18 protein-coding genes are annotated in these 21,632 nt (G+C 72.9%); 13 read left to right on the plus strand and 5 right to left on the minus strand.

The genetic code is table 11. From position 1 onward, the window contains the following. Window positions 1–471: 471 nt before the first annotated feature. Together ABZK10_RS00005 and ABZK10_RS00010 are read right to left on the minus strand one after the other, a co-directional pair. On the minus strand, window positions 472–1,308 hold the full coding sequence (locus ABZK10_RS00005) for an aldo/keto reductase (RefSeq protein ID WP_353807131.1): 837 nt from the start codon (window positions 1,306–1,308) through the stop codon (window positions 472–474). Window positions 1,309–1,339: 31 nt separating this feature from the next. After that, a complete protein-coding gene (locus ABZK10_RS00010) occupies window positions 1,340–1,885 on the minus strand; it encodes a DUF4188 domain-containing protein (RefSeq protein WP_353807132.1) in 546 nt (181 codons plus the stop codon). Between the two features lie 58 nt (window positions 1,886–1,943). Between ABZK10_RS00010 and hrpA the strand changes: the two genes are divergently transcribed. From hrpA to ABZK10_RS00050, 8 genes are all read left to right on the plus strand, one after another. After that, window positions 1,944–5,939: an ATP-dependent RNA helicase HrpA gene (gene hrpA / locus ABZK10_RS00015; RefSeq protein ID WP_353807133.1), complete on the plus strand. Its 3,996-nt coding sequence runs from the start codon at window positions 1,944–1,946 to the stop codon at window positions 5,937–5,939. A 17-nt stretch (window positions 5,940–5,956) separates the two neighbouring features. Beyond that, complete coding sequence (locus ABZK10_RS00020) at window positions 5,957–7,195, plus strand: amidohydrolase (protein WP_353807134.1); 1,239 nt, start codon at window positions 5,957–5,959, stop codon at window positions 7,193–7,195. A 146-nt stretch (window positions 7,196–7,341) separates the two neighbouring features. Beyond that, entirely contained in the window at window positions 7,342–8,550 is a 1,209-nt protein-coding gene (locus ABZK10_RS00025) for an MFS transporter (RefSeq protein ID WP_353807135.1), read from the plus strand. 155 nt (window positions 8,551–8,705) lie between these two features. Continuing rightward, entirely contained in the window at window positions 8,706–9,686 is a 981-nt protein-coding gene (locus tag ABZK10_RS00030; protein WP_353807136.1) for a DUF4349 domain-containing protein, read from the plus strand. A gap of 9 nt (window positions 9,687–9,695) precedes the next feature. Continuing rightward, complete coding sequence (locus ABZK10_RS00035) at window positions 9,696–10,859, plus strand: acyl-CoA dehydrogenase family protein (protein ID WP_353807137.1); 1,164 nt, start codon at window positions 9,696–9,698, stop codon at window positions 10,857–10,859. 89 nt (window positions 10,860–10,948) lie between these two features. Then, window positions 10,949–11,125 carry a hypothetical protein gene (locus ABZK10_RS00040; protein ID WP_353807138.1) on the plus strand — a complete coding sequence of 59 codons (177 nt, stop codon included), beginning with the start codon at window positions 10,949–10,951 and terminating at the stop codon, window positions 11,123–11,125. Between the two features lie 52 nt (window positions 11,126–11,177). Further along, window positions 11,178–11,672, plus strand: a complete 495-nt coding sequence (locus ABZK10_RS00045) for a cation:proton antiporter regulatory subunit (RefSeq protein ID WP_353807139.1) — start codon at window positions 11,178–11,180, stop codon at window positions 11,670–11,672. Between the two features lie 13 nt (window positions 11,673–11,685). Continuing rightward, the gene (locus ABZK10_RS00050) at window positions 11,686–12,870 is read left to right on the plus strand and encodes a cation:proton antiporter (protein WP_353807140.1); all 1,185 of its coding nucleotides are present in this window, start codon (window positions 11,686–11,688) and stop codon (window positions 12,868–12,870) included. A gap of 8 nt (window positions 12,871–12,878) precedes the next feature. Here ABZK10_RS00050 and ABZK10_RS00055 read toward each other — a convergent pair whose 3' ends face one another. Continuing rightward, the gene (locus ABZK10_RS00055; protein WP_353807141.1) at window positions 12,879–13,931 is read right to left on the minus strand and encodes an LLM class flavin-dependent oxidoreductase; all 1,053 of its coding nucleotides are present in this window, start codon (window positions 13,929–13,931) and stop codon (window positions 12,879–12,881) included. A gap of 141 nt (window positions 13,932–14,072) precedes the next feature. Between ABZK10_RS00055 and ABZK10_RS00060 the strand changes: the two genes are divergently transcribed. The 5 genes from ABZK10_RS00060 (at window position 14,073) to ABZK10_RS00080 (ending at window position 19,520) form a co-directional block, all read left to right on the plus strand. Further along, window positions 14,073–15,071 carry a PfkB family carbohydrate kinase gene (locus ABZK10_RS00060; RefSeq protein WP_353807142.1) on the plus strand — a complete coding sequence of 333 codons (999 nt, stop codon included), beginning with the start codon at window positions 14,073–14,075 and terminating at the stop codon, window positions 15,069–15,071. Further along, window positions 15,068–15,832: a 5'/3'-nucleotidase SurE gene (gene surE / locus ABZK10_RS00065; protein ID WP_353807143.1), complete on the plus strand. Its 765-nt coding sequence runs from the start codon at window positions 15,068–15,070 to the stop codon at window positions 15,830–15,832. Before ABZK10_RS00060 ends, surE begins: the two co-directional genes overlap by 4 nt. A gap of 38 nt (window positions 15,833–15,870) precedes the next feature. Next, a complete protein-coding gene (locus ABZK10_RS00070; RefSeq protein WP_353807144.1) occupies window positions 15,871–16,548 on the plus strand; it encodes an NADPH-dependent F420 reductase in 678 nt (225 codons plus the stop codon). Between the two features lie 118 nt (window positions 16,549–16,666). Continuing rightward, window positions 16,667–18,031, plus strand: a complete 1,365-nt coding sequence (locus tag ABZK10_RS00075) for a M20/M25/M40 family metallo-hydrolase (protein WP_353807145.1) — start codon at window positions 16,667–16,669, stop codon at window positions 18,029–18,031. Window positions 18,032–18,068: 37 nt separating this feature from the next. After that, entirely contained in the window at window positions 18,069–19,520 is a 1,452-nt protein-coding gene (locus ABZK10_RS00080) for an MFS transporter (RefSeq protein WP_353807146.1), read from the plus strand. Between the two features lie 21 nt (window positions 19,521–19,541). On the opposite strand, the gene ABZK10_RS00085 is transcribed toward ABZK10_RS00080, so the two are convergent. Beyond that, the gene (locus ABZK10_RS00085) at window positions 19,542–21,074 is read right to left on the minus strand and encodes an MFS transporter (protein WP_353807147.1); all 1,533 of its coding nucleotides are present in this window, start codon (window positions 21,072–21,074) and stop codon (window positions 19,542–19,544) included. Window positions 21,075–21,181: 107 nt separating this feature from the next. Continuing rightward, a complete protein-coding gene (locus ABZK10_RS00090) occupies window positions 21,182–21,466 on the minus strand; it encodes an iron-sulfur cluster assembly accessory protein (protein ID WP_353807148.1) in 285 nt (94 codons plus the stop codon). Window positions 21,467–21,632: the final 166 nt, after the last annotated feature.

The following is a 21,632-nucleotide window of genomic DNA, read 5'->3' on the forward strand; positions in this document are numbered from 1 at the left end:
TCCAAAGGAATCCCACCAGCCCAAACGGGCCGGACAGGGTTCAAAAAAATGGCATTGAACATAGTGCACGCTATTGAGTTCTCAAGGAACGGACGCTCCTCAGGTTCAGCCTCTCGACTTCCCCTCAGGGCAACCTCTCTACTGTATCACCCCTCGGCATCAGGCACAAACCGGCCTGATCCCTCTTCCAGGCGCAGCCTGAAGTGTCGCGGACCTAGAGGACCGCGGCGGTCGAGGTGATCGAATAGACATCCTAGGCGCTTCGAGAACGCCCGACAAGTGCCGGTCTTCGTTGCGCTGGATGGTCCCGCTTGAGGCCGGGAGGCTCTGCCGCTCTCCCGCACCTTTGGGGTGACGAGTAAGAACATTACGTGGCGCTCGGCGCTTCGCCAAAACGAGCGCGCAGGCCGGGCGTGTCGCGCGTGGCGACCTCGCCCGGCCGCGCATCGAAGGCGCTGTTCAGGGCGGGAATCAGGCCCCGACGGTCATCGGATCGGCGTGCTCGCCCGTCGGCGGCAGCGCGTCGAGCTGCGCGACCTCGGTGGGAGCCAGCTCGAACCCGAACACGTCGAGGTTCTGCTCCATGCGCTCGCGCGACGTCGTCTTCGGGAACACGATGTACCCGTGCTGGAGGTGCCAGCGCAGCAGCACCTGCGCCGGGCTCACGCCGTGCTGCTCGGCGATGCCCACGACCGCCGGGTCGCCGAGGAGGTCGGTCTTGCCCTGGCCGAGCGGCCCCCACGCCTCGACCGCGATGCCCTGCGCGGCGCAATACGCCGCCACTTCGCGCTGCTGGTGGTACGGGCTCAGCTCGATCTGGTTGACGGCCGGCGTCACGCCCGTCTCGGCGGCGAGCCGCTCGAGGTGCGGCACCAGGAAGTTCGAGACGCCGATCGAGCGCGCGCGCCCCGATTCCCGGATCGACTCGAACGCCGCCCACGTCTCGACGTACCGGTCCTGCGGCGGCACCGGCCAGTGGATCAGGTAGAGGTCGACGTACTCCAGGCCGAGTCGCTCGAGGCTGGCCTCGAACGCGGGCGCCGCGGTGTCGGCGCCCTGGTCGTCGTTCCAGAGCTTCGTCGTGATGAACAGTTCCTCGCGCGGGATGCCCGACGCGGCGACCGCGCGGCCGACGCCCTCCTCGTTGCCGTAGATGCGGGCGGTGTCGAGGTGCCGGTAGCCCGCCTCGAGCGCATCGGTCACGATGCGCTCGGTCTCGACGGGGTCGACCTTGAAGACGCCGAAGCCGAGCTGCGGGATGTCGCGCCCGTCGTTGAGGCGGACGCGAGGGACGAGTGAATCAGTCATGCGTCCATCCCATCACGCGTGCCGCACGCCGTCACCCGACCGGGGCGGGCTCCGCGCCCGCGTCGGCGCCCGGCGCACGGGTCCGCCCCTGCGCGTAGCGCTGTCGTGCGCGGTCGGCGTGCGACCCCACGGGCACGCGCTCGGTCGCGGCGGCGAGCCCGAACGCCGGCATGCCCACGTACAGCGTCTCGGCGCGCTCGACCTGGAAGGTCTCGTGCCAGATGCCCACGGCGCCGGGCGCCCGACGTGCCCGCCGGTTGAACGCCGCCCAGGCGGGACGGTGCTCCCCCGAGGCATCCGACGCGTACGCGTACAGGTGCTCGTGGCTGCTCCAGTACTGCACCACGTACGGCCCGTTCGCGCCGGCGAGCAGCCGGTACCCGAGGAACCCCGAGTCGGGCGTCGTCGAGAGCTCCCGGAGCATGCGCGGCATCGCCAGGAACGCGGGCAGCCAGAGGTCGGGCCGCCACCAGCGATTGACGCGCATGCCGATGAGGAACACGACGAGCTCGCCGTCGTACCGGTGGGTCATCCGACCCGGGGTGATCGTCGCCACGATGGCCTCCGTCTCCAGCATTGGATAGTTGCGATATCCAATACTAGATATCTGCACTATCCAACGCAAGGGCGAGCGGATGCCTCGAGCCGACCACGGCCCCGCGCGCCGCGTCGTACGATGGAGGGCTGTGCTTCCCACGATCACCTACCCCGCCGAGCTGCCGGTCTCCGGCATGCGCGACGAGATCGCGCGCGCCGTGCGCGACCACCAGGTCGTGATCGTCGCCGGTGCCACCGGATCGGGCAAGACCACGCAGCTGCCGAAGATCTGCCTCGAGCTGGGCCGCGAGTCGATCGCGCACACCCAGCCGCGCCGCATCGCCGCACGCACGATCGCCGAGCGCATCGGCGAGGAGCTCGGGTCCGAGGTCGGCGACCTCGTCGGCTACCAGGTGCGCTTCACCGACCGGGTGAGCGAGTCGACCCGCATCAAGGTCATGACCGACGGGATCCTCCTCAACGAGATCCACCGCGACCGCATGCTCCGCCGCTACGACACGATCATCATCGACGAGGCCCACGAGCGCAGCCTCAACATCGACTTCCTGCTCGGCTACCTGAAGCAGCTGCTGCCGAAGCGCCCGGACCTCAAGGTCATCGTGACCAGCGCCACGATCGACCCCGAGAGCTTCGCGAAGCACTTCGCGGATGCCTCGGGCGAACCGGCGCCCGTCATCGAGGTGTCGGGACGCACCTACCCCGTCGAGATCCGCTACCGCCCGCTCGTCGGCGAGGCCGGCGACGACGAGGAGGACGAGGGTGCCGCGGCCGACGACAAGGACGTGCAGCAGGGCATCCTCGACGCGCTCGACGAGCTCGAGCGCGAGGCGCCCGGCGACGTGCTCGTCTTCCTCTCGGGCGAGAACGAGATCCGCGACGCCGAGGAGGCGGTGCGCGGCCACGCCGCCCGCCGCGGTGGTGCCGGCGCGACCGAGGTCCTCCCCCTCTACGGGCGCCTGTCGGCCGCCGACCAGCACCGCGTGTTCGAGCCGTCGAAGGTCGCCGGGCTTCGCCGCCGGGTGGTGCTCGCGACGAACGTCGCCGAGACGAGCCTCACGGTGCCGGGCATCCGCTACGTCGTCGACGCGGGCACGGCGCGCATCAGTCGCTACTCGACCCGCGCGAAGGTGCAGCGGCTGCCGATCGAGCCGATCTCGCAGGCCTCGGCGAACCAGCGCTCGGGCCGGTCGGGCCGCACGAGCGACGGCATCGCGATCCGGCTCTACGCCGAGGACGACTACGGGAAGCGGCCCGAGTTCACCGACCCCGAGGTGCTGCGCACGAACCTCGCCGCGGTCATCCTCCAGATGGCATCGCTCGGCCTCGGGGCGGTCGAGGACTTCCCGTTCCTCACCCCGCCCGACGTGCGCGGCATCCGCGACGGGCTCGACCTGCTGCGCGAGCTCGGCGCGCTCGAGGACCGCGAGTCACAGGACGGCCCACGACTGACCCGCATCGGCCGCCAGCTCTCTCGCCTGCCGATCGAGCCGCGCTACGCGCGCATGGTCATCGAGTCGAAGGCGCAGGGCGTCTCGCGCGAGGTGCTCGCGATCGTGGCCGGCATGACCATCCAGGACCCGCGCGAGCGACCGCTCGAGAAGCGCGAGCAGGCGAACGCGATGCACGCGCGCTTCGTCGACCCGACGAGCGATTTCCTGACCCTGCTGAACCTCTGGAACCACCTCGAGGAACAGCAGCAGCAGCTCGGTTCGAGCGCGTTCCGGCGCATGTGCCGCACCGAGTTCCTGAACTACCTGCGCGTGCGCGAGTGGCAGGACCTCTACCGCCAGCTCGTGCGCCTCGCGAAGCCGCTCGGCCTGCACGTCGGCGAGCCGCGCATCAACGCCGACGGCATCCACCGGGCGCTCCTGTCGGGACTCCTCTCGCACATCGGGCTGCGCGACGACACCGCGACGGATGCCGCGCGCGGGCGCGGGAAGGGCCGCCCCGAGGCATCCGGCCGCCGACCCAGCCGCGAGTTCGTCGGGGCGCGCAACACGCGGTTCCAGGTGTTCCCGGGCTCGGCGCTCGCGAAGAAGCCGCCGGCCGCGATCATGACCGCCGAGCTCGTCGAGACGAGCCGCCTGTTCGCCCGCACCGTCGCGGCGATCGACCCGGCGTGGGCGGAACCGCTCGCGGGCTCGCTCGTGAAGCGCAGCTACGGCGAGCCGCGCTGGGACCCGAAGCAGGGCTCGGCGATCGCCGACGAGAAGGTGCTGCTGTTCGGCGTGCCGATCGTGCCGAAGCGACGCATGCAGCTGGCGAGGGCGGATGCCCCGCTCGCGCGGGAACTCTTCATCCGGCACGCGCTCGTCGACGAGGAGTGGGACACGTCCCGCCTCGACCGCCGCGTGTTCGGGTGGGTGCGCGCGAACCGGGCGCTGCGCGCCGAGCTCGGCGACCTCGAGGCGCGCACGCGTCGCCGCGACATCCTCGCCGGCGACGAGGCGGTCGTCGCGTTCTACGAGGCGCGCGTGCCGGCCGATGTGTCGACCACCCGCGGCTTCGAGAAGTGGTGGCGCACCGAGCAGCGCACCCGGCCCGAGCTGTTCACGATGCGGCGCTCCGACCTCGTCGGCGACGAGGCCGACGGGCGCGGCGACGGGTTCCCCGACCAGTGGCGGCAGGGCGACCAGACCATCCGCCTCGCCTACCGGTTCGACCCCGGCGCCGCAGACGACGGCGTGACCGCGACCGTGCCGCTCGTGCTGCTGCCGCGGCTCTCGCCGGTCGGGTTCGACTGGCAGGTGCCGGGGCTCCGCGACGAGCTCGTGCAGGCGATGCTGCGCACGCTGCCGAAGTCGATCCGCCGGTCGGTCGTGCCGGCCGCCGAGTGGGCGGCGCGCATCGGCGAGGAACTGCCCGCGGGCCCCGAGGACGGCGCGGAGCGCGAACCGCTCGCCGAGGTGGTCGCCGCGACCATCAAGCGACTCACGTTCACGCCCGTCACGGCCGACGACTTCGACCTCGAGCGCGTGCCCGCGCACCTGCGCATGACGTTCCGCGTGGTCGACGAGCGCGGCCGCCCGGCCGGCTCGGGCACCGACCTGGCCGAACTGCAGCGCCGGCTCGCCGACCGCACGCGCGCCGCCGTCGCGAACGCCGTCTCCGCCCCCGCACGACCGGGACGCTCGCGCGGGACGGGCAGCACCCCGGAAGACCGGGCGACGGATGCTCCGAGCCGGGCGAGCGCCGGGCCGTCGATCGCCGAGCGCTCGGGCATCACGGCCTGGGACTGGGACGAGCTGCCCCGGCACGTCGACACCCGGCAGGCCGGCAACGTGATCCGCGCCTACCCGGCGATCGTCGACGAGGGCGACCGGGTGGCGCTGCGGCTGGTCGCGACGGCGGCCGAACGCGACCGGGCGTCGCGGCGCGGCATCCGTCGCCTGCTCGTGCTGGCCACGCCCTCGCCCGTGTCCTACGTGCAGGAGCACCTGTCGAACCAGGAGAAGCTGCTGCTCGCGGCGAGTCCGTACGGCGGCACGCGCGCCCTGCTCGACGACTGCCTCGCGGCGTGCGTCGACGCCGTGCTGCGCGAGCGCCACCCCGACGGGCTGCTGTTCACGCGGGCCGAGTTCGAGGCGGCGCGCGACGCCGTGTCGGCGAGCGTCATGCAGCGCCTCGACGAGACCGTGGCGCTCGTCACCCGCGTGCTGCAGCGCTGGCGCGAGGCCGACAAGGCGATCCGCGGCGCGACCAGCCTGCCGCTCATGCATGCGCTGGGCGACGCCCGGGCGCAGCTCGACGGGCTCGTGCGGCCGGGGTTCGTGCTGGCGACAGGGCTCGAGCGCCTGGTGCACCTCCCCCGCTACGTCGAGGGCATCGTGGTGCGGGTGCGCAAGCTCCAGGAGGCACCGGGACGCGACCGGCAGTGGATGAACGAGCTCGAGAAGGCGACCGCCGCCTACGAGTCCGCAGGCGGGACCATCCCGCTCGCCGACGACTCCCCTGCCGAACTCGTGCGCGCCCGCTGGCTGCTCGAGGAGCTGCGGGTCAGCCTCTTCGCCCAGGAGCTGCGCACGGCCGAGCCGGTCTCGGTGCAGCGCATCGCCAAGGCGCTCGCCGGCTGATGGGCGAGGATGGAGGGATGACCACTCGATCCTCCGTCGCCATCGTCCACGGCACCGTGGTGCCCGTCGCCTCCGCGCCCCTCCAGGACGCCACCGTGCTCGTCGTCGACGGCCGCATCGCCGCGGTCGGCACCGACGTCGAGGTGCCGGACGGCGTGCCCGTCGTCGACGCGGGGGGCCGCTGGGTGCTGCCGGGCTTCATCGAGGCGCACGCCCACATGGGCGTCTCCGAGGAGGCGCAGGGCTGGGCCGGCGAGGACACCAATGAGATGACCGACCCGAACGGGGCGGCGCTGCGCGCGATCGACGCGATCAACCCCGAGGACGAGGGGTTCCGCGACGCGCTCCTCGGCGGCGTCACGAGCGCGGTCGTGAAGCCCGGCTCGGGCAACCCGATCGGCGGGCAGACCGTCGCGATCAAGACCTGGGGCGGCCGCACGGTCGACGAGCAGGTGATCCGCGAGGCGGTGTCGGTGAAGTCGGCCCTCGGCGAGAACCCCAAGCGCGTGTACGGCGACAAGAAGCAGCTGCCGTCGACCCGGCTCGGCGTGGCGAACGTGATCCGCAGCGCGTTCGTCGACGCGCAGAACTACGTCGCCCGCCGCGACGCCGCCGCCGCGAAGGGCGAGCCGTTCGACCGCGACCTCGCGAAGGAGACCCTGGCGCGCGTGCTCGCGGGCGAGCTCGCCTGGGACCAGCACGTGCACCGCGCCGACGACATCGCCACCGCGCTGCGCCTGGCCGACGAGTTCGGCTACCGGCTCGTGATCAACCACGGCACCGACGGCGCAGCCGTCGCCGACGTGCTCGCCGAGCGCGACGTGCCGGTGATCTTCGGGCCGATGCTCACCTCGCGCTCCAAGGTCGAGCTGCGCGACCGCGACATCGCGAACCTCGGGGCGCTCGCCCGGGCCGGCGTGCGCGTCGCGATCACCACCGACCACCCCGTCGTGCCGATCAACTTCCTCGTGCACCAGGCGTCGTTCGCGGTGAAGGAGGGCCTCGACCGCGAGACCGCCCTGCAGGCGCTCACCGTGCACCCGGCCGCGTTCCTCGGCCTCGACGACCGCATCGGCGCGCTCGCGCCGGGGCTCGACGGCGACGTCGTGATCTGGTCGGGCGACCCGCTCGACGTCACCTCGCGGGCCGAGCACGTCTACATCACGGGCACCGAGGTGTACCGCTGGGACGCCGCGGCGAACCACGGCCGCGGCGCCGGCCGCGTGACCGAGCGCCGGGAGCGCTTCGCCGGCTGAGGCATCCGTTCGGGTGCCCGGGGGACGGAGCGGATGCCGTCGCGGCGCGGCCGCATCGGGGTGCCGCTCGTCAGATCCGTCACGGCCGCAGCGCCGTCACGGCCGATGTGATTCGCACGCACTCCGCGGAAACGTAGAGTTCTCCTGTGAACCGCTACGCCGACCTGCTCCGCACTCCCGGAGTCGCTCGGATCATCGCGGCGCAGCTCACGGCCCGATTCCCGTCGGGCATGCTCTCGCTCGCGTTCCTGCTGCACGTCGAGCGCGAGACCGGCTCCTACGGGGCCGCAGGTCTCGTGCTGGCCGCCACGTCGATCGGCCAGGCCGTCGCCGGACCGCTGACGAGCCGCTTCATGGGGCGCTGGGGCATGCGACCGGTGCTCGTCACGACGCTCGTCATCTGCGCCGCATCCGTCGTCGCCATCGGCCTGCTCCCGCTCACGGTGCCGCTGTACATGGCCATCGGCCTCGTCTGCGGCCTCGCGACGCCACCCGTGCAGCCCGCCGTGCGCACGATCTACCCGAAGATGGTGAACTCGCGGCAGCTGACGCCCCTGTTCTCCCTGGACGCATCGGCGCAGGAGATCATCTGGGTCGTCGGCCCGGTGATCACCACGTTCATCTCGACCCAGGTCGGCACGACCTGGGGCATCCTCGCCGCGGCGGCGCTGATGATCGGCGGCGGCATCTGGTTCATCTCCTCCCCGGAACTCGGGCGGGTGCGCATCCCTCGCTCGAAGCGCCGGTTCGGCGTGGTGCTCGCACGGCCCGCAGTGCTGCTCGGCACGGTCGTCGGGTTCCTCCTGATCGGCGCGTGCGCCGCGGTGGAGGCGGGCGTCGTCGCCGTCTTCGGCCACGACGGCGCCGAAGCCGGCATCGTGCTGGCGATCTTCGCGATCGGCAGCCTCGCCGGCGGGCTGTTGTTCGGGCACATCCCGATCGGCCCGTGGGCGCTCGCCCGCCGCATGCTCATCGTGTTCGTCGGTGTCGCGGTGGCTGCGGCCGCGATGGAGTTCTGGTGGCTGTCGGTCACCCTGTTCGTCGCGGGCATCGGCATCGCCCCCGCACTGGCGGTGATCTTCGCGATCGTGTCGGCGAGCGTGAAGTTCTCCGACACCGCGGAGGCCTACGGCTGGGTCGGCACCGGCCAGCTCATCGGCGCGGCGCTCGGGTCGGCGCTCGCGGGCTTCCTGATCGACGGCTACGGCCCGGTCGGCGCGTTCGCGGCCGCCGCGGTGCTGGCGCTCGTCGGCTTCCTCGTGCCCACGATCGCGCGACGCTGGCACCCCGACCTGCGCGGCCGCGACGCGAGCCCGATCCCCGACACCGAGCCCGTGCAGATCACCCCGCACTGACCCCCTCGTACCGCGCTCGCGGCCCTCGCGAGACGCGCGTCGGGTCCAGAACGTTGTGCCGCCCCGGGAACCCGCCGGAAGTGCAATGCGATCGTGACCGGACTCCCAGACCGCTCGCAGTCACGGGACTCGCGCGCGCCGCTACCGTGTGTGCCATGAGACGCGTCGTGGCCGCCGCAGCCGGCATCCTGTTCACCGCCCTGGCCCTCACCGGGTGCTCCTTCGCCCAGAACGACCAGGCGTCGTCCGAGCCCGACATGTACGTCACCGACGGCGAGATGGCGACCCGGGACGGCGACATGATGGCTCCCGGCGACGACATGATGGCCGAGGAGTTCGCCGAGGAATCCGCGGGCGGCGCCGACGCCGTCGCATCCGACCGGGCCATGATCACGCAGGGCTCGCTCTCGATCACCGTGGACGACCCGATCGCCGCGGCGCAGCAGGCGACCGGCATCGTGACCGCCGCCGGCGGCCGCGTCGACAGCCGCAACGAGTACCCCGAGGCCGACGACCGTCGGGCGAGCGCCTCGCTCGTGCTGCGCATCCCGTCGGAGCGCGTCGACGCGACGATCACCGAACTCAAGGACCTCGGCACGGTCAACACCGTCTCGATCGGCTCCACCGACGTCGACATGCAGGTCGACGACCTCGACGCGCGCATCGGCGCACTCCAGACGTCGGTGAACCGCCTCACGCAGCTCCTCGCCGAGGCCGACGACATCTCCGACCTGATCACGATCGAGTCCGAGCTCACCACGCGCCAGGCGCAGCTCGACTCGCTCGTCAGCCAGCGCGCGGCGCTCGGCGACCGCGTCGCCTACGCCACGGTGTACCTCGAGCTCTACGCGCCGGGCATCGTCGCGCCGGCCGAGCCCGACACCTTCTGGGACGGCGTGGTCGCGGGCTGGAACGCGCTCTGGGGCTTCCTCGGCGGCCTCATGGTCGCGCTGGGCGTGCTCGCGCCGTGGCTGCTGTTCCTCGCCGTCATCGCGGCGATCGTGGTGGCGATCGTGGTCGTCTCGGTGCGTGCCGGACGGAAGCCGCAGCGAGCGCGGGCAGCGGATGCCCCGCAGGCACCGGATGCCCCGCAGGCGCCTCCGGCGGACGGCGGTGACGACTCCCGGCAGGCGTAGTCTGGCGGCGTGACCCCCACCGTCGACGACGTCCTGACCGACGAGTTGCTCACCCGCATCCGCGACCGCGCGGACGGGTACGACCGCGAGAACCGGTTCTTCGACGAGGACCTCGCCGAGCTCCGGGCCGCCGGGTACCTGCGGGCCCTCGTGCCCGAGGCACAGGGCGGGCTCGGCTGGAGCCTCGCCGACGCGGTCCGCGCCCAGTCGCGCCTCGCCGGAGCGGCGCCCGCGACCGCGCTCGGCGTGAACATGCACCTGGTCTGGACGGCGGTGGCGAAGATCCTCGCCGATCGCGGCGACGACGTGCTCGCGTTCCTCCAGCGGGAGGCCGCCGCCGACGAGGTCTTCGCGTTCGGCATCAGCGAGGGCGGCAACGACCTCATGCTGTTCGGGTCGCGTTCCGAGGCCCGGCCGCAGGACGACGGCGGCTATCGGTTCCACGGCCGCAAGATCTTCACGTCGCTGTCACCCGCGTGGACGCGCCTCGGCACGATGGCGCTCGACACCCGGTCGGCCGACGGCCCGAAGATCGTCTACGCGTTCATCGATCGCGAGGACCCCGACGTGTCGAGCCTCGACGACTGGGACACGATCGGCATGCGCGCCAGCCAGAGCCGCACGACGGTGCTCGACGGCGCGTACGCTCCGGCCGACCGGGTGGTGCGCCGGCTCGACCCGGGCCCGAACGCCGACCCGTTCGTGTTCGGCATCTTCGCGGCGTTCGAGCTGCTGCTCGCGGCCGTCTACACGGGCATCGGGGCCCGCGCGCTCGACCTCGCGGTGGCGGCGGCCCACCGCCGCACCTCGATGAAGTTCGACGGCCGGCCGCTGGCGCACGATCCGGACATCCGCCATCGCGTGGCATCCGCCGCCATCGCCCAGGACGCGCTGGCCCCCCAGCTGGCGGCACTGGCGCACGACGTCGACGCGCTGGCCGACCACGGCCCGCTGTGGTTCCCGAAGCTGTCGGGCATGAAGGTGCGCGCGACCGAGACGGCACGGATCGTGGTCGACCAGGCGGTTCGCGTCGCGGGCGGATCGAGCTACTTCGCCGGCAACGAGCTCGGCCGGCTCTCGCGCGACGTCGTCGCGGGCATCTTCCATCCGTCCGACGACGAGTCGGCGCACGCGACGGTGGCCAACGCCTGGCTCGGCCCGCTGCCCTCCTAGGCGCCGCCGCGCGGCCGACCGCTCGCTAGACTCGGGACGACCGCGCCCGCCGCGGCGGACCGACGACTCGAAGCTGAGAGGCCCCACCCATGAACGTGTTCGCATTCGTCATCGCCATGCTGCTCTTCCTGCTGGGCATGCTGGCGTTCGGCATGGCGTTCGTCGCCACCGGGTTCCAGGCCTTCGTCTTCGGCGGCGGCATCCTGCTCATCGCCCTCTCGCTGGCGATCCCCTTCCACCTGCTGGGTCGCGCAGACGGCGCCTGATGCACCGGTCGTGCAGCGCCTCGAGCCCCTCCCGCGCGGCTAGAGTCATATCGTGGGCGTGAGAATCGAGAAGGTCGACCTGCCGGGCATCGGTGTCCGGCACGACCTCGTGACCGAGGCGGGGCGGCGCATCAGCATCGTCTCGCTGCGCGACGGCGAGCACGACCTGGGCGTGTTCGACCGCGATGACCCCGACACGTGCCGCGACACGGTGGCCCTGAGCGATGACGAGGCGTCGGCGCTGGCCGACCTGCTGGGCGCTTCGGTGATGATGTCCCGCCTCACGAGCTTCGCCGACGGATCGACGGGCGTGTTCACCGAGCAGCTCGAGCTGCCGACCGACTCGCCCTACCTGAACGAGAAGCTCGGCGCGACCCAGATGCGCACCCGCACTGGTGTCTCGATCGTGGCGATCGTCCGCGACGGCACCGTGGTGCCCTCGCCGACGCCGGCAGAGGTGCTGCGGGCACGCGACGTGATCGTCGCCGTCGGCACGCGCGAGGGCCTCGACGCGGCATCCCGCCTCATCGCTCACGGTCCCGGCTGATTCGGGGGCGCCGATGCACGAGACCACGCTGATCCTCATCGAGGTCGGCGCGCTCCTGCTCGGCATGAGCCTGCTCGGGCGGCTGGCGATGCGCATCGGCATCAGCCCCATCCCGCTCTACCTGCTCGTCGGCCTGCTCTTCGGCGAGGGCGGGTTGCTGCCGCTCGAGGCGAGCGAGGAGTTCTTCCAGATCGGCGCCGAGATCGGTGTGATCCTGCTGCTGACGCTGCTCGGCCTCGAGTACACGGCGGAGGAGCTGTTCACCAACCTGCGCCAGTCGAAGTACGCGGGGCTCCTCGACGCCGTGCTGAACGCGACGCCGGGCGCGGTCTGCGCACTCCTGCTCGGCTGGAGCCCGGTCGCGGCGGTCGCGCTCGCGGGCGTGACCTGGATCTCCTCGTCGGGCGTGATCGCGAAGCTCATGCGCGACCTCGGTCGCCTGAGCAACCGCGAGACCCCGACGATCCTCGCCATCCTCGTGATCGAGGACCTCGCGATGGCCTTCTACCTGCCCGTGCTCTCGGCGCTGGTGGTCGGGGTCAGCCTGCTCGAGGGGGCCATCGCGGTCGCGGTCGCGGTGACGGTGGTCACGGTCATCCTCTACGTCGCGTTCCGCCACGGGCACGTCGTGTCGCGGTTCTTCTCCACCGAGCACGCGGAACCGCTGCTGCTCGGCGTGCTCGGGCTCACGATGCTCGTCGCGGGCCTCGCGGCACAGGTGAACGTCTCGGCGGCGGTCGGGGCGTTCCTCGTCGGCATCGCGCTCTCGGGGCGCGTCGCCCACTCGGCCTCGCAGCTGCTCACGCCCCTGCGCGACCTGTTCGCGGCGATCTTCTTCGTCTTCTTCGGCCTCGCGACCGATTCGAGCGAGCTGCTGCGGATGCTCCTGCCGGCCACGCTGCTCGCCGTCGCGACCATGGCCACCAAGACCCTGACCGGCTACCTGGCCGCCAAGCGCGCGGGCATCGGCCCGCTGGGGCGCTGGCGCGCCGGGTTCTCACTGACCCCGCGCGGGGAGTTCTCGATCGTGATCGCCGGGCTCGCGATCTCCGCGGGTGTGGCACCCGACATCGCACCGCTCGCGACGGCGTACGTGCTGATCACGGTGATCGGCGGCACGATGCTCGCCCGCCTGCCCGACGCGAACTGGTTCCGCACGCTGGTGCGCGCCGGAGCCTCGCGGGCGGCGGCGCGATAGCGTTCGACTCAGCCGGCGGCGGGCTGCTCGGCGAGCAGCTCGCGCACGCGCGGCACGACCGCCGTGCCGTAGCGCTCGATCGAGCCCATCATGAGCTCGTGCGGCAGCGTGCCGTTGGAGTACTTCAGGTCGAACCGGGCCGCGCCGATGGCGCGCACGGCGGCGGCGATCTTCTGCGCGACGGTCTCGGGGCTGCCCACGTAGAGCGCGCCGTGCGGGCCGGCCTCCTGCTCGAAGTGCTCGCGGGTGATCGGTCCCCAGCCGCGCTCGCGCCCGATGCGTCCCATGATCGCCGCGTAGTGCGGCCAGAGCTCGTCGCGCGCCTGCGCATCGTCGTCGCCGACGTAGCCGGGCGAGTGGACGGCGACGGGCAGCTCGGGCCGGCCGAACTGGCCGAGGGCCTTGCGGTAGAGGTCGGCGAGGGGTGCGAAGCGCGCGGGCGACCCGCCGATGATCGCGAGCACGAGCGGCAGGCCGTAGTGGGCGGCGCGCACGACCGACTCGGGGCTGCCGCCGACGCCGATCCAGGTGCGCAGCGGCGCGTGCTCCACGTGCGGGTAGACCGTGATGCCGTCGATCGACGGGCGGAGCGTGCCCTCCCACGTCACCGGTTCCTGCGCGAGCAGGGTCGTGAACAGCTCCACCTTCTCCTCGAAGAGGGCTTGGTACTGGCCGAGGTCGTAGCCGAACAGGGGGAACGACTCCGTGAACGAGCCGCGCCCGAGAATGACCTCGGCCCGCCCGCCGGTGAGCCCGTCGAGGGTGGCGAAGCGCTGGAACACGCGCACCGGGTCGTCGGAGCTCAGCACCGTGACGGCGCTGCCGAGGTGGATGCGCTCGGTGCGCGCGCCGATCGCGGCGAGCACGACCTCCGGCGCCGAGACGGCGAAGTCCTCGCGGTGGTGCTCGCCGACGCCGATGAAGTCGAGGCCCACGCGGTCGGCCAACACGCCCTGCTCGACGACGTTGCGCAGCACCTCCGCCTGGCTGAGCGGCGTGCCCGCGGCATCCGTCGTCACGTCGCCGAACGTGTCGACCCCGAACTCGACCTGCGTGTCCATCGTGCTCCCCTCCGCCGCGCGGGCGTTCCATGCGTATGCATATGACGGGAACGCCGCCCGCCCCGCGTCGTATTCCATCGTGGCAGGCGGGAGCCCGGGAATCACGGCAGGCACTCCACACCGCGCGGCCGATCGCCTACCGTGGAGTCGGGGGCACTCGTGCGCGACATCGTCATCTTCGCTCCCTCGCCGCTGCTCACCGTCACGGTCGAGGAGGACGAGGGCACCGACATCCACCTGCATGCCGGCGGGCAGGGGGTCTGGCAGGCGCGGATGCTGCGGGAGCTGGGCTGCTCCGTCACCCTGTGCGCCGTGCTCACGGGCGAGGTGGGACGAGCGCTCGGACACCTGCTGGAGGACGAGGGCATCGAGGTCGACGCCGTGGTCCGCGAGGGCAGCGGCGCGGCCTACGTGCACGACCGCCGCGAGGGCACCCGCACCGTCGTCGCGGAGACCGGTGGCGACGCCATCGATCGGCACGAGCTCGACGAGCTCTACGGACGCACGCTCACCGCCGCGATCGACGCCCGCGTCGTGCTGCTGAGCGGACCGCACGGCGAGGGCGTGGTGCCCGACGACGTGTACCGGCGCCTCGCGGCCGACGTCCGCGCCACGGGCGGCACCGTCGTCGTCGACCTCGCCGGCGGCAGGCTCGACGCCGCGATCGCGGGCGGCGTCGCCGTCGCGAAGGTGAGCGAGGAGGAGCTCCTGCGCGACGACCGCATCCCCGGCACCGATCGCGACGCCCTCCTGCGGGCGATGCGCGAGCTGCACGCCGCGGGCGCCGAGCGGGTCATCGTGACGTGCGCGGAACGTCCGGCGCTCGTCCTCCGCGACGGCGCGATCGCCCGCGTGGAGGTGCCGCGCATGGAGGTCGTCGACGCGGCGGGCTCCGGCGACTCGTTCGTCGCCGCCACGGTCGCGGCCCTCGCCCGGGGCGAGGAGTTCGACGAGGCGGTGGCGCTCGGGGCCGCCGCCGGTGCGATGAACGTCACCCGGCACGGGCTCGGCACGGCCGACGCGGCGGCGGTCCGGGCGCTGCGCCGCCGGGTGCGCATCGCCGAGTTCGCCGACATCGACGAGCACGCGATCACCACGTCGCCCGACGAGCTCGCCGCGGGCGTCCGGGACGGCGCATGACGACCGCACTCATCACGAACGACGACGGCATCGCCTCGCCCGGACTGCTCGCCCTCGCCCGCGCCGCCGTCACGGCGGGCCTCGACGTCATCGTGGCCGCCCCCGCCGGCGACGCGAGCGGCACGAGCGCGGCCATCACGGCGGCGCTGATGCCCGGTGCCGCGCACTCCGATGCGGTGCGCGTCGAGCGTCGACCGCTCGACGGGCTCGACGCCCCCGCGTACGCCGTGCACGCCGCACCCGCACTGATCGCGCTCATCGCCGCGCACGGCGCGTTCGACCGATCGCCCGACGTCGTGCTCTCGGGGGTCAACCGCGGCGCGAACATCGGCCACGCCATCCTGCACTCAGGCACCGTGGGTGCGGCGCTCACCGGCGGCGCGAGCGGCGCACGCGCCATCGCCGCGTCGCTCGACGTCGGCATGCGCCCCCGCCGCTACGCCTGGGACGAGGCGGCGGCCGCCACCGTCGCGCTCGTCCCGGCGCTGCTCGACGAGCCCGCCGGAACGGTGGTCAACCTCAACGTCGCCAATCGGCCGGGCGTGATGCCCACGGTGCGCGCCGCGACGCTCGCGCCGTTCGGCATCGTGCACACGACCCTGACCGAGCGGGGCGAGCACGAGGTCGAACTCACCGTCGCCGAACTCCCGGCGTCGCCCGATCCCGGATCCGACGCCGCCCTCCTGGCCGAGGGCTACTCCACCCTCACCGGGGTGACGGCGATCGCCGACTCCGGGGTCGCGTCGCGGCTCGTGGGATGACCGGGAATCCGGCGCCACCCGGTCCGGTTGCACCTCGTGTGCAGGAACGTCCCACCCCCCACTCCGCGTTCGGCCGCCGCGTCGTCGGCATCTTCGGCGTCGGCAAGGTCGGCAGCGCGCTCGCGCGCCTGGCACTCGCCGCGGGCTACGAGGTGCTCGTGCGCGGCTCGTCGCGCCAGCTGGCCCTCGACCTCCTCGTCGACACGATCGCCCCCGGCGCCCGGGTGGTGGATGCCGCGGAACTCGCGCGCCGCGCGGACCTCGTGATCGTTGCGGTGCCGTTCGGCAAGGTCGACACGGTGGAGTGGGAACTGCTCGACGACGTGGTCGTGGTGGACACGACGAACTACTGGCCGCCGATCGACGGGCACCTCGCCGACGTCGAGGCCGACGGCCGGTCGACCGCCGAGCAGCACGCCGACCTGAACCCCGCCGCGCGCGTGGTGAAGTCGCTGAACCACCTCGGCTACCACGACATGGAGGAGGACGAGCGCCCGGCGGGCGACCCCCTCCGACGCGCGATCGCGGTCGCGGGCGACGACGCCGACGCCCGGCGCGTCGTCGCCGACTTCGTCGACGCGATCGGCTTCGACCCGGTCGACGCCGGCCCGCTCGCATCCGGTCGCCTGCTGGAGCCCGGCCACCTCGTGTTCGGCCGCGAGCTCGACCGCGGCGAGCTCGAGCGCGCGCTCGCAGCGGAGTCCGCCCGCGCCTGACCCCGCCCGCCTGCCGAGACCCGTCGATCTCCTGCGTTCCCAGCGCTGGGAACGCAGGGAATCGACGGGTCTCGCGGCGGGACGGATGGTGGTCAGGCGGCTGGATTAGGGTGTGCAGGTGCCCGCAGCATCCGTCGACCCGCGCCCCGGCGCCGCCGAGCGGCTCGCCCGCATGATCGCGCTGCCGACGGTGTCGGCCGAGCTCGAGACGGTCGGGCGCGAGCCATTCCGGGCGTTCGAGCAGCTGCTCGCCGAGGAGTACCCGCTGGTGCACGCGCACCTCGAGCGCGAGCAGCCCGCCGAGTTCGGGCTGCTCTACCGCTGGCGCGGGCGCAGCGGCGAACGACCGACCGTGCTGATGGCGCACTACGACGTGGTGCCCGCGCGGGCCGGGGACGGCTGGACCCACGACCCCTTCGCGGGCGTGATCGCCGACGGCCTCGTGCACGGGCGCGGCGCGCTCGACGACAAGGGCCCGCTGCTCGTGGTCCTCGAGGCCGTCGAGAACCTGCTGGCCGCCGGGTTCGCGCCCGACCACGACCTCTACCTGTCGTTCGGCGGCAACGAGGAGTCGTACGGCGACGCGGCCCCGATCGCCTCGGACCTGCTGCACGCCCGGGGCATCCGCCCCTGGCTCGTGCTCGACGAGGGCGGCGCGGTCGTCGACGCGCCGCTGCCGTGGGTGCCGGTGCAGGCCGCCATGGTCGGCGCGGCCGAGAAGGGCATCATGACGGTGGTGCTGCGCGCCGACGGCGTCGGCGGGCACGCGTCCGCGCCGACCGGCATGACCGCGACCGCCCGCATCGCGCGCGCCGTGCGCCGCCTCGAGCGCAACCCGTTCCGGCCGCGGCTGCCGCGCTCGGCCCGGGACATGCTCGCCGGGTTCGCGACCCGCACGACCGGGTGGCCGCGGCTGCTGCTGCGCGTGCTCGCGGCCGTCCCGTGGCTCACCGCACGCGTGTTCGCGCGTCTCGGCGGCGAACCGGCCGCGATGGTGCGCACGACCCTCGCCGTGACGATGCTCTCCGGCGGCACGGCGCCGAACGTGCTGCCCGCCGGCGCGAGCGCCACCCTGAACCTCCGCCTCGCCCCCGGCACGACGACCGACCGGGTGCTCCGCACCCTGCGCCGGGCGATCCGCGACCGTGCCGTGCGCCTGGAGGTGCCCGAGGCGAGCGACCCGTCGCCCGAGTCGCCGACCGACGGGCCGCAGTTCGCGGCCGTCCGCGACGCCGTCGCCGAGGCGTACCCCGATGCGGTCACCGTGCCGTACCTCATGATGCAGGCGACCGACGCGCGCTGGTTCCACCGCTACGCGCCCGCGACGTTCCGCTTCGCGCCGCTCGCGATGGATGCGGCGCAGCGCGCGAGCATCCACGGCGTCGACGAGCGGGTGTCGATCGACAGCCTCGAGCGCGGAGAGCGATTCCACAGGGCGCTCATCACCGCGTTGCAGGATCGGACCGGTTCCGGACTAGGGTGATCGCACCCGATCCCCCAGCACACGCACAGGAGCACCGATGGCACGCGCCGTGAAGTTCGGACCCGTCGCCGCCGTCGTCGGCTTCCTCGCCTTCGTCGAGTTCACGAGCGGCATCATCCAGGGCTACTACACGCCGCTGCTGACCGACATCGCGCGCCACCTCGGCATCCACGACGCCGACGTGAACTGGCTCGAGGGCTCGCAGCTGATGCTCTCGGCGCTCGTCGTGCCGGCGCTCGCGAAGCTCGGCGACATGTTCGGGCACAAGCGCATCCTGCTCGTGTCGACCGCCGTGACCGCCGCCGCGAGCCTCGCGCTGGCGTTCACGAGCGACTTCGGCGTCTTCCTCGTCGCCTGGGCGCTCCAGGGCTTCTACGTGGTCTGGCTGCCGCTCGAGATCGCCCTCATCTACTCGCGGAGCCGCGGGCGCGACGCCCCCGCCGCGCTCACCCGCCGCGCCGCCGGCCTGCTCGTCGCCGCGCTCGAGCTCGGTGCCATCGCCGGCGCGCTCTCGGCCGGAGCGCTCGCCGACAGCGGCATCCCGATCCAGGTGCTGCTGCTCATTCCGGCGCTCGCGGTCTGCGCCTGCTTCTTCGTCATCCTCTTCGGCGTGCGCGAGTCGCCCGACCTCGCGGGCGGCCGCTTCGACACGGGCGGCCTGGTGCTCATCACGCTGGCGCTGCTCGCCTTCACCGGCGGGCTCAGCCTGCTGCGCCTCAACGGCCCGGGCGACCTGCTCTCGTGGGGCGTGGTGCTGCTCGGCCTCGTGCTCGTGGTGCCGTTCGTGCGCTACGAGTTGCGCCGGGACGACCCGCTGATCGACGTGCGCCTGTTCCGCTCCCCCGCACTCTGGCCGGTGTTCCTCACCGCGGGCCTGTTCGGCGTCAGCGTGCTCGGCGCGCAGGCGCCGCTGTCGACGTTCGCCCGCACCGACCCCGCGGAGGTCGGCTACGGCCTCGGCGCCAGCACGGGCGAGACGTCGATCCTGATCGGCGCCTACGTGCTCTCACTCGTCGTCGGCGCCCTGCTCTTCCCGCTCGTGACCCGGTGGGCCGCGCCGCGCCTGGCGCTCATCGGCGCGAGCCTCATGGTCGCGCTCGGCTACCTGCTGTTCCTGCCGTTCCACGACGGCTACGCGCAGGCCCTGACGAACATGGTCATCGCCGGCATCGGCTCGGGCGCGCTCGTGGCGGCGCTGCCCGCGGCGGCCGCGGCCGCAGCCCCGGCGCACCAGACGGGCGTCGCCACCGGGCTCACGAACTCGGTGAAGACGGTCGGCGGCGCCGTGGCATCCGCCGTCTTCGCCATCGCGCTGATCCAGCACCTCGGCGGCTCGGCGGGCGGGGGCACCGCGGGCAGCTTCTCGGGCTACGTCACGGTGTGGCTCGTGTGCGGGCTCACCGCGCTCGTCGCGGCCGTCAGCCTGTGGTTCGTGCCGAAGCTCGCGTTCTCCGACGCCCCGGAGGCCGTCGAGCCGACCGTGCGCTGACGCCGGGCGGCCCGGGCCTCCTCAGGCGTGCCCGCTCCCGAAGTCCTCGTCCTCCGTCCCCGCGTCGGGGTCGTCGCCGTTCGCACGTCGGACGCGCCGCGCCCGCACGCGTGCACCGAGGTCGACCACGCCGACGGTGAAGGCGAGGGCGAGCAGCACCGCCACCGCGAGCATGCCGGTGCCGTACGCGTGGTGGAACACCTCGAGGTCTGCGGCCTGCCCCGTCTCCCGGTAGATGGTGGAGTAGAACAGCGACAGCGCGACGGCCGTGCCGACCGCGGTGCCGATGCGCTGGCCGAGCTGGCCGACCGACCCTGCGAGCCCGCCGCTGCGCACGGGCACGTCCGCGAGGGTGAGGGTCTGGTTCGGCGAGACGACCAGGCCGCCGCCGAGCCCCGCGACGATCAGCGCACCCGCCATCGCCCACGGCGTCGCCGCCGACGGCGTGATGATCGCGAGCAGCACGAGCACCCCCACGCCGACGATGAGCACGCCGAGGCCGACCAGCACCAGCCCGCGCCCGTAGCGCGCGACGAGCACGCCGCCGCGCCACGATGCGAACGCACTCGTGAGTGCGTAGCCCATGGTCACCATGCCGGCGAAGACCGGCGCCACGTCGAGGCCGTCCTGCAGGTAGAGGGTCGTCAGCAGGAACGTCGACGGGATCGCCGCGAAGAAGATCGACTGCAGCAGCGCGCCGTTGCGGAACGACCCGATGCGGAACAGGCCGAGGGGCACGAGCGGCTGGCGACCGGATGCCTCGTAGCGGCGCTCCCACGCGACGAACGCGCTCACGCCGAGCACGAAGACCACGAGCAGCCACCACCGTGCGGGGTCGTCGTCGGGCGAGCCGGTCGTGAACAGGAACGGCCACATGAGCGCCAGCACGGTCACCCCGAAGATCGCGAGGCCCACCGGGTCGAGCTGCACCTTCCGGTGCGACCGGGTGCGGGTCTCCGGCAGCATGCGGATCGCGAGCACGATGGCGACGAGCCCGAGCGGCACGTTCATCCAGAAGATGCCGCGCCAGCCGTCCTCCGGCCCGCCGATGGCGATGATCAGGCCGCCGAGCGTCGGGCCGATCGCCGTGGTCACGCCGATCATCGCGCCGAACAGGCCGAACGCGCGGCCTCGCTCCGGCCCCTGGAAGAGCTGCTGGATGAGGCCGAGCACCTGCGGCATCTGGATGCCCGCGGCGACGCCCTGGAGCATCCGGAACACCAGCAGCCAGCCGGCGCTCGGCGCGAGGGCGCAGGCGAGGCTGGTGAGGGTGAACAGGCTGAGCCCCACGACGAAGAGCACCCTGCGCGACCGCTGGTCGCCGAGGCGCCCGGCCGGCACGAGGGTGAGGCCGAACGCGAGCACGTAGCCCGAGACGATGAGCTGCAGCTCGGTCGATGCCGCCCCGAACGCCTCCTCGATCGACGGGAGCGCGACGTTGACCTTCGACAGGTCGAGGATGGTGAGCCCCGCGACCGCGACGCAGACCCAGTACGCGCGCCACCGGTGCGAGTCGGGCAGGGGGATGTCTCGCGTGCGCGGCAGGTCGGTCATCGCCACGAGCCTACGCCCGCGGCATCCGACCGCTCGTCATCGCGAGACGACGACGGCGCGCCGCCCCCTGGGGAGCGGCGCGCCGTGACGTGTTGCGCGGGGCGGCCTCAGGCCTGGTCGCCGATGGCGAACCTGACCGTGCCGTCCTCGCCGACCTGTGCGTCGAGCACCTTGTCGTCGAGGGCGAGCGCGGCGAACTGGCCGAGGAAGACCTTGGCACCCTCCGCCTCGACGACGGCATCGCTGTCCTCGGGCGCGGGCGCGACCGACACGGCGAACTCGGTGCCGCCGGGCTGGTCGGTGTTGATGCGGAGGCCTCCGTCGTCCAGACCCGGGGTCTGGGCGACGATGGTCTTGACCACAGTGCTGGCAGTTTCGGTGAGCGTGAGCACGGGGGCTCCCTTCCTTGGCTGACGAGCGGAGTCCCCCACGATTCAGCATGCGCGCAGCCCGGTCAAGCCGACACGGGACGAACGCGTCACATTCCGCGACGGGCGAACCCCGGTCGGGACGGCGCGTCGCCGGGCGCGCGGCGCCCGGTCGCGCGGCGTGCCCGGT

The organism is Agromyces sp. SYSU T00194 (assembly GCF_040496035.1).
Classification (GTDB): Bacteria; Actinomycetota; Actinomycetes; order Actinomycetales; family Microbacteriaceae; genus Agromyces; species Agromyces chitinivorans.